9 protein-coding genes and 1 pseudogene are annotated in these 7,166 nt (G+C 71.2%); 4 read left to right on the top strand and 6 right to left on the bottom strand.

Annotated elements, in window-relative coordinates; genetic code table 11:
* Together E1267_RS41565 and E1267_RS41570 are read left to right on the top strand one after the other, a co-directional pair.
* A pseudogene (locus E1267_RS41565) lies at positions 1-668 on the top strand (glycine dehydrogenase (aminomethyl-transferring)); the annotation flags it as partial.
* 93 nt (positions 669-761) lie between these two features.
* Positions 762-1,559, top strand: coding sequence for a tetratricopeptide repeat protein (locus tag E1267_RS41570; RefSeq protein ID WP_132341472.1), 798 nt, complete (start codon positions 762-764; stop codon positions 1,557-1,559).
* A 91-nt stretch (positions 1,560-1,650) separates the two neighbouring features.
* Here E1267_RS41570 and E1267_RS41575 read toward each other — a convergent pair whose 3' ends face one another.
* A complete protein-coding gene (locus tag E1267_RS41575; RefSeq protein ID WP_220449927.1) occupies positions 1,651-2,013 on the bottom strand; it encodes a hypothetical protein in 363 nt (120 codons plus the stop codon).
* 66 nt (positions 2,014-2,079) lie between these two features.
* Here E1267_RS41575 and E1267_RS41580 point away from each other — a divergent pair, with 66 nt between their 5' ends.
* Positions 2,080-2,751: an alpha/beta hydrolase family protein gene (locus E1267_RS41580; RefSeq protein ID WP_132341474.1), complete on the top strand. Its 672-nt coding sequence runs from the start codon at positions 2,080-2,082 to the stop codon at positions 2,749-2,751.
* On the opposite strand, the gene E1267_RS41585 is transcribed toward E1267_RS41580, so the two are convergent.
* Both E1267_RS41585 and E1267_RS41590 read right to left on the bottom strand, forming a co-directional pair.
* Positions 2,718-2,915: a DUF5999 family protein gene (locus E1267_RS41585; protein ID WP_132341476.1), complete on the bottom strand. Its 198-nt coding sequence runs from the start codon at positions 2,913-2,915 to the stop codon at positions 2,718-2,720. The genes E1267_RS41580 and E1267_RS41585 overlap by 34 nt on opposite strands.
* Positions 2,916-3,114: 199 nt before the next feature.
* A complete protein-coding gene (locus E1267_RS41590; RefSeq protein ID WP_165960095.1) occupies positions 3,115-3,675 on the bottom strand; it encodes a TetR/AcrR family transcriptional regulator C-terminal domain-containing protein in 561 nt (186 codons plus the stop codon).
* A gap of 114 nt (positions 3,676-3,789) precedes the next feature.
* Here E1267_RS41590 and E1267_RS41595 point away from each other — a divergent pair, with 114 nt between their 5' ends.
* Positions 3,790-4,188: a hypothetical protein gene (locus tag E1267_RS41595; protein WP_132341480.1), complete on the top strand. Its 399-nt coding sequence runs from the start codon at positions 3,790-3,792 to the stop codon at positions 4,186-4,188.
* 67 nt (positions 4,189-4,255) lie between these two features.
* Here the strand turns inward: E1267_RS41595 and E1267_RS41600 are convergent, their stop codons facing one another.
* From E1267_RS41600 to E1267_RS41610, 3 genes are all read right to left on the bottom strand, one after another.
* Entirely contained in the window at positions 4,256-5,596 is a 1,341-nt protein-coding gene (locus tag E1267_RS41600) for an RNA polymerase sigma factor (RefSeq protein WP_132341482.1), read from the bottom strand.
* Positions 5,597-5,776: 180 nt separating this feature from the next.
* Positions 5,777-6,091 (bottom strand): hypothetical protein, encoded by a 315-nt coding sequence (locus E1267_RS41605; protein ID WP_132341484.1) that lies wholly within the window; start codon positions 6,089-6,091, stop codon positions 5,777-5,779.
* A 42-nt stretch (positions 6,092-6,133) separates the two neighbouring features.
* Positions 6,134-7,166 (bottom strand): AMP-binding protein (locus E1267_RS41610; protein WP_132341486.1); only part of this gene is annotated, 1,033 nt, incomplete at its 5' end.

The following is a 7,166-nucleotide window of genomic DNA, read 5'->3' on the forward strand; positions in this document are numbered from 1 at the left end:
GCCACCCCCTGCGCGACGGTTCGCCGGTGGGACCCGTCTCCGCGGCCCCCTACGGGTCGGCGGGGATCCTGCCGATCTCGTGGGCGTACGTCAGGATGATGGGCTCCGACGGGCTCACGGCGGCCACCGAGCAGGCCATCCTGTCGGCCAACTACCTCGCCAAGCGGCTGGCCCCCCACTACCCGGTGCTCTACACCGGGCGCGGCGGGCTGGTGGCCCACGAGTGCATCATCGATGTGCGCCAGATCACCAAGGAGACGGGCGTCACCGTGGACGACGTGGCCAAGCGCCTCATCGACTACGGTTTCCACGCGCCCACCATGTCGTTCCCCGTTGCCGGGACCCTCATGATCGAGCCGACCGAGAGCGAGGACCTCGGCGAGCTCGACCGGTTCGCCGACGCGATGATCGCCATCCGGAGCGAGATCGCGAAGGTGGCGTCCGGCGACTACGACAAGACGGACAACCCTCTGCGTAACGCGCCGCACACCGCGGAGTCGGTCAGCGCCGACGAATGGCACCACGCCTACACGCGGACCGAGGCCGCCTACCCGCTGCCGTCGCTGCGCGACGGCAAATACTGGGTGCCGGTGCGCCGCATCGACCAGGCCTACGGCGACCGCAACCTGGTGTGCGCGTGCCCCCCGCTGGAGGCTTACGAGGACTAGTCACCGGGTGAGCCAGGCCTTCGGCGTCAACCCGGCAGACATGATCGCCGGAAGTCGTTAGGCTCGGGGCGACCGTCGCCAGAAGGAGCTCTCTTGACGTCCTCAGAGCTGGAGACCCCGCCCCTCGACACCGCCCGGCGCCTGGCCGAACGCGGTGACCTCGACGGCGCCGCCGCCATTCTGCGTGAGCTCGCCGCCGACCCCGACGAGCCCGACAGGGCGCAGGCCGCCGTCGGGCTGGCCGTGGTGCTGGAGGAGCGCGGCGACCTCGAGGCCGCCAGGGCGGCCGCGAGGACCGCGCTGGCGACCGGCCACCCCGAATACGCCTCCCAGGCCGCCTGCCACCTGGCCCAGGGGTTCGAGCGGGAGGGGCGGGCCGAGCAGGCCAGGGCCGCCTGGCAGGCCGTGCTGGGGGTCGGCGCGGCGGGGTACGTCCCGCTGGCCCATCTCGCGCTGGCCCGGCTGGCCGTGCGGGCGCACGACCTGGAGGAGGCGGAGCGGGAGCTGCGGGCCGCGATGGCCGGGGGCGACGGCGAGATCGCCGCACACGCCGCGCAGGAGCTGGCCGACCTGCTGATGGAGCACGGGGAGCCCGGGGCCGCGGCTGAGCTGCTCCTGGACGCCCTGGAGGCCGCGCCCGGGGACGAGGCGCCGGGGCTGCGGGTCCGGCTCGGCATCGCGCATCTGGAGCTGGCCTGCGCGGAGTTCGCCGAGACCGTGGAGGGCGGCGCGGACGCGCAGACGAGCGCGCTGGCCATCGAGCTGCTCGCGCGCACCCTGCCGTTGCGCGGGCGCGACGACGACGCGGGGCGGGTCTGGTCGTACGGGCTGGAGCACGCCGACGAGACCCTGGCGGCGGAGGTCAGGCTCCGCTACCAGCGCGACACCTGACCCCGGCCCGCAGGCCTGCGGCGGGTCCGGGTGGACGCCCTGGGACGGCGGAGGTGCTCCCGTTCCCTCCGTCGGTCCCGTCGTGGCGAGGTCAGCCGCGGCGCATGACGGCCGCGGCGGCGGCCACGTTGATGACGACGATGGCCAGCCACGTGATGATCAACCCCACCAGGCCGGCGTTGGCTGACGCGATGGCCGTCAGCGGGATGCCCATGGCCATCGAGCCCAGCGCCACCGGGATCATCGGCGCCCCCGGCGTGGACTTCTTGTGCGGCGGGGCTGTGTCGCGGTCGAGCTCGGCGCGTACGCGGGCGGCGATGGTGGCGTCGAGGCGCTCAGTGAACGAGTCGACGAGCGCCTCCTCGTAGTCAGGCCCGAGATCGCGACGGGCGTCGAGCGTGGCCTGGAAATCTTCCCTGAGGGGGCGCTGGTCCGGCATATGGTCATCATCCATCCCGGATGCGGTGTCGTCATCCGACCTGAGAGGTAGCGCGCCCTCCTCCCCAGGTACGGTGCTGGCATGGAGGTGACGACCCCTCGCGGGCCCGCGCTCGTGGAGATCGACGAGGTGCCCGACGCGCGGCTGCTGCTGGTCCTGACCCACGGATCGGCCGGGGGAGTGGACGCTCCCGACCTGCTGGCCGTGCGCGAGGCCGCCATGGGCGTGGGCGCCAGTGTGGCGCTTGTGACGCAGGCGTTCAGGGTGGCGGGGGCGCGGGCGCCGGGCTCGCCGGACAGGCAGGACGAGGCGTGGGAGATCGTGCTGTCGGAGCTGCGCTCGCGTCTGCCGGGGCTGCCGCTCGTGCAGGGCGGGCGGAGCAACGGGGCGCGGGTGGCGTGCCGCACGGCGAAGGCGGTCGGCGCGGCGGCGGTGGTGGCGCTGGCCTTTCCGCTGCATCCGCCGGGGAGGCCCGAGCGATCGCGGGCCGGCGAGCTACGTGGCGCCGGGGTGGACGTGCTGGTCGTGAACGGTGATCGTGACCCCTTCGGGGTGCCGGACGCCGCGGATGCCGCGCGCCTGGTGGTGCTGCCGGGGGAGGGCCATGACCTGAAAAAGGACCCCGCCCGGGTGGGCGAGGTCGTGGCGGGATGGATCACCCGCTACGGCGGGCCGCCACGGCAGGGCAGCCGCGGCCGGCGGCGCCGCCCGCGTGGGGATCAGGCCGCGCCCACCAGCGGATCGGGCCGGTGAGGCGCGATGACGGTGCCGCTGGGCAGCAGCTCGCCGGTGTCCTCGAACAGGACGACGCCGTTGCAGAGCAGGCTCCACCCCTGCTCGGGGTGGCAGGCGAGGGTGCGTGCCGCCTCGCGGTCAGGCGCCTCGGCATCCGGACAGGCCGGGTCGTGCGGGCACATCGGCGTGCCTCCGATATCTCGTGGGATGCTCCCGTTCTGGAGGGGCGGGAGCCGGCTCGGTTGTTGTCCTGGCAAGTGTGCGACTGTGTCACGCGTTCCGACATAGCCCGTTCGGGCTGTTACAGGAGGATCCCTGGTGCGTGTGACCTTCGACACAGCGTGCCTTATGCAGGATAACCGGCCAAGCGCGACACGCGCATCACGTTTGCAATCCCTTGAGAAGGGCGTCGAGCCCACGCTCGAAGTCGGTATCTGCTCTTTCATCCCGTCTGACCCATTCATCGACGTCTGGGTCGGCCCAACCTGATTGCTGCACCTCGACGGCGACGCTGCCGAAGACGAAGGCCCGGAGCGTGCGCACGGCCTCGGCGGCGTCGGGAAGTCCCGCGTCGGCGAGCTGTTCGACCTGCTCCTTGACGGCGAGCGCGGTGGCGCCCTTGGGCGGCTTGGTCAGGGCCAGGGCCAGCACGCCGGGATGCTCGCGCAGTGCCTCCCTGCTCGCCCTGCACCAGGCCCTGGCCGTCTCCTGCCAGGTCGGGCGCTGCTCGACCTGGACGGCGGTGACGTGCTCGGCCAGCGCGTCCATCAGGGCCTCCTTGCCCCGGGGCAGGTGGTGATAGATGGCCATGGCCTCCACCTGCAGCGCGTCGCCCAGGCGGCGCATGGTGAGCCGGCGCAGGCCCTGGCCGTCGGCGATGTGGAGCGCGGCCTCGATGATGCGCTCGCGGGAAAGGGGCACGGGTGGTCGCTTGGCGGGCATGGAGATCATCTTACTATGTAAAGGAGCTCGCCACGGGCCGATTTCCGCACGTGTCGCGCGACGGCGTACCCTAAGCATCGGGACGAGTGACCACAGCGTGAAGGGGCCGAGTCGATGGCGTTTTTCCGTCCGCGGGTGAGCCGGGAGGCCGAGGTTCGCTTCCACGCGGACCAGGAGATCTCCAGGAGCTACCCCGAGCTGATCGAGAAGGCCCGTGAGGCCGAGCGGACGCTGCGCGAGCTGAAGGCCGCGGAGGCCGACGACATCGAGCTGATGGCCGCGGGCCAGGCCCTCGACCGGGCGCTGACGGACGCGCTGCGTGCCGCCGAGGCTGGGCAGCGGGCCACGTTCGGGGTGAAGGCCTACGACGACCGGATCGCGCGCCGCAAGGCCAAGGCGACGCCGGAAGGCGCGATGTGGACGGCCGAGGTCGAGCGCCTGCGCACGCTGCGCGAGCACAACCGGCTGTGGAACATCCCGCGCATACCGCGCCCGGTGCCCGCCACCGCCTGACACCCGGCCGCTCCAGGAGCGCCGCCGAAGAGAAGAGCCCCGGCACGCTGTGTGCCGGGGCTCTTCGTCAGCTGGCCCAGTCGAGCAGTGGGCGGGTGTTGCTCGGGTGGCGCAGCTTGGACAGCGACTCCTTCTCCAGCTGGCGGATCCGCTCCCGGGTCAGCCCCAGGTGCTTGCCGATCTCGTCCAGCGTGTGCGGCTTGCCGTCCACCAGGCCGAAACGCAGTGCCATGATCCTCGACTCACGCGGCGAGAGGTTGTCGAGCACGCCGCGCAGCTGGTCGCCCAGCAGCTGGCGGTCGACGATCTCCGACGCCTCGGGGGAGTCGACGTCCTCGATGAGATCGCCGATCGTGGTCTCGCCGTCCTCGCCGATCGTCGCGTTCAGCGAGATCGGCTGGCGGCTGGTGCGCAGCAGCTCCTCGATCTGATCGGGGGTCTTGTCCAGCTCGACCGCCAGTTCCTCGGGGGTCGGCTCGCGTCCCAGACGCTGATGCATGTCACGCTCGATGCGCGACAGCTTGGACAACATCTCCAGCACGTGCACCGGCAGCCGGATCGTACGCGCGGAGTCGGCGAAGCCACGCTGGATGGCCTGCCTGATCCACCACATGGCGTACGTCGAGAACTTGAACCCCTTGGTGTAGTCGAACTTCTCCACCGCCCTGATGAGTCCGAGGTTGCCCTCCTGGACCACGTCGAGCAGCGACATGCCGCGGTCGGTGTACTTCTTGGCCACCGACACGACCAGGCGCAGGTTGGCCTCCAGCATGTGGTCCTTGGCCCGCTTGCCGTCCTTGACGACCATGTGCAGGTCCTCCCGCAGGTCGGGCGGCAGGTCGGGCTGCGTCTCGAGCTTGTACTCGGCGTACAGTCCGGCCTCGATCCGCCTGGCCAGCTCGACCTCCTGCGCCGCGGTGAGCAGTGTGCGGCGGCCGATGGACTTCAGGTAGGTGTGCACCGAGTCGCCCATGACCGACTGGGCGTCGTCCAGATCGGTCGATTCGCCGTCGTCCTCGGCGCTCAGGTCGACCTCTTCAGGTACGTCCTCCTCATGCTCCGGCTTGGGCTCCGCGGGGACGGCGGCCGGCACGTCGGCGGGGGAGGCGATTTTTGCCTCGGCCGCCTTGCGGCCGGTAGTCTTTGCCCGCGAAGGCTTCTTGGAAGTCTCTGCCTTCTTCTGACTGTTCTTGCTGGGGGTGGCGGTGCTGAGAGACGGCTCGTTCTCGGCGGCCAGGCTCACGCCGGCCTCTGACAGCTCCCGCAATATCGTGCGGCCCGCAGAGGGGCTGATGCCGGCTCTGCCGAACGCGTCCCGCAGTTCCGCCAGAGATAGGTGACCCTGGGTTCGCCCTCGTTCGAGCAGTTGGTCGAGAGACGCGGGGGTCGCCAAGGCGGTTCTGGGCATGAGGACACCTCCTCCGTACGGAGTCGAAGCGATCAGGCAGGTTGTGGTGGGGCGGCTTCGTGTCCGCACGGCGCACCAGTATCAATAACGCCAATCGCCGCCATTTGTTCCCCGTGCGGACGAATGTCATGAAAAAGGGGTGGATCGCCGCTTTCGGCGGACCACCCCTCGGCTCGTTCGCTAGTCGCCCACCTCGATCGAGACCTCGGGCATCGGCATGGGGTCGGCGTCCTCCATGCGCTCGCCGGTCCAGTATTCGATGACCTGGCCGGGATCCGGGTTGACCTCGCGGGAGACGACGACGTCGTCGCCGGTGGGGCCGGGCGTCGAGGCCTCGGGGTGGCTGGACGGCGACGCCTTCTCCACCACGGCCCGGGTCTCCTCACCCCTCTGCTCCAGCTTGCCCGCCGAGGCGGCCGCCGCGATTGAGGCGCCTCCGACCACGATCACGCCGACGACGGCCGCGGATGCCCACATCTTGCGGGTCTGGTCCATGAAGGCTCCCTCCCTTTCCCGGTTTGACGCAGCCGCAACTCATCAGGTTCCTGCCCTCAACCGCACAAGGTCGGTCTTTCCGTTCGGCAACAGCGGCAGCCGGGGCTCCAGGCGTAGTTCGCGCGGGGCGGCATAGGGGGGAAGCTTATCGCGGCAGTATGCCGTTAATTGTGCAAGCGTGGGAGGTGTGTCGGGGTTGACCGGAACGACGACGGCCGTGACCCGCTCACCCCACTCGGGGTCGGGTGTGCCGAACACGGCGGCGTCGGCCACCTCGGGATGCGTGCACAGCACGGCGGTCACGGCGCCGGCCACGACCTTCTCGCCGCCGGTGTTGATGACGTCGTCGGCACGGCCCAGCACGCGCAGCCGGCCCCCGGTCAGCTCGCCGAGGTCGGAGGTGACGAACCAGCCGTCCTCGAGCGGGGCGGGCCCGCCGAAGCGGTAGCCGGAGAAGAGCACGGGCCCGGCGACCCTGATCCGGCCGTCCTCGCCGACTTTGAGATCTACATCGTAAAGGGGCTGGCCGTCGTACACGCAACCGCCGCACGTCTCACTCATCCCGTACGTCGACACCAGCCGTGCCCCGAGCTCCGCGGCCCGCTCCAGCAGGTCGGGCCGGGCGGCGGCGCCGCCGAGCAGGATCGTGCGGAAGACCGACAGGTCCGCCCCCAGCTCCACCAGGCGGTGCAGCTGGGTGGGCACCAGGGAGACGTGGTCGGCGCCCGAGGCGAGGACCGCATGCGGGTCGAACGACGGATGGATGATCGGCTCGCTGCCGGACAGCAGGGAGCGTACGAGCACCTGCAGCCCCGAGACGTGCGAGACCGGCAGGCAGCACAACCAGCGCTCGCCTTCAGAGGCCTCGACGCGGCGCAGTGAGGCCGTCGCCGAGCTGCGCAGGGCCGCGGCCGAGAGCAGCACGCCCTTGGGGGCGCCGGTGCTGCCGCTGGTGGCGATGACGACCGCGACGTCGCCGGGGACGCCTTCGCCGCCGCCGTGCAGGGCCCCGTTGACGTGGGTGGGGCGCAGCGCGGCCAGCGGCGCCTCGGAGTGGCCGGGCGGGAGGGGGAGC

This window comes from Nonomuraea longispora (genome assembly GCF_004348345.1).
Classification (GTDB): Bacteria; Actinomycetota; Actinomycetes; order Streptosporangiales; family Streptosporangiaceae; genus Nonomuraea; species Nonomuraea longispora.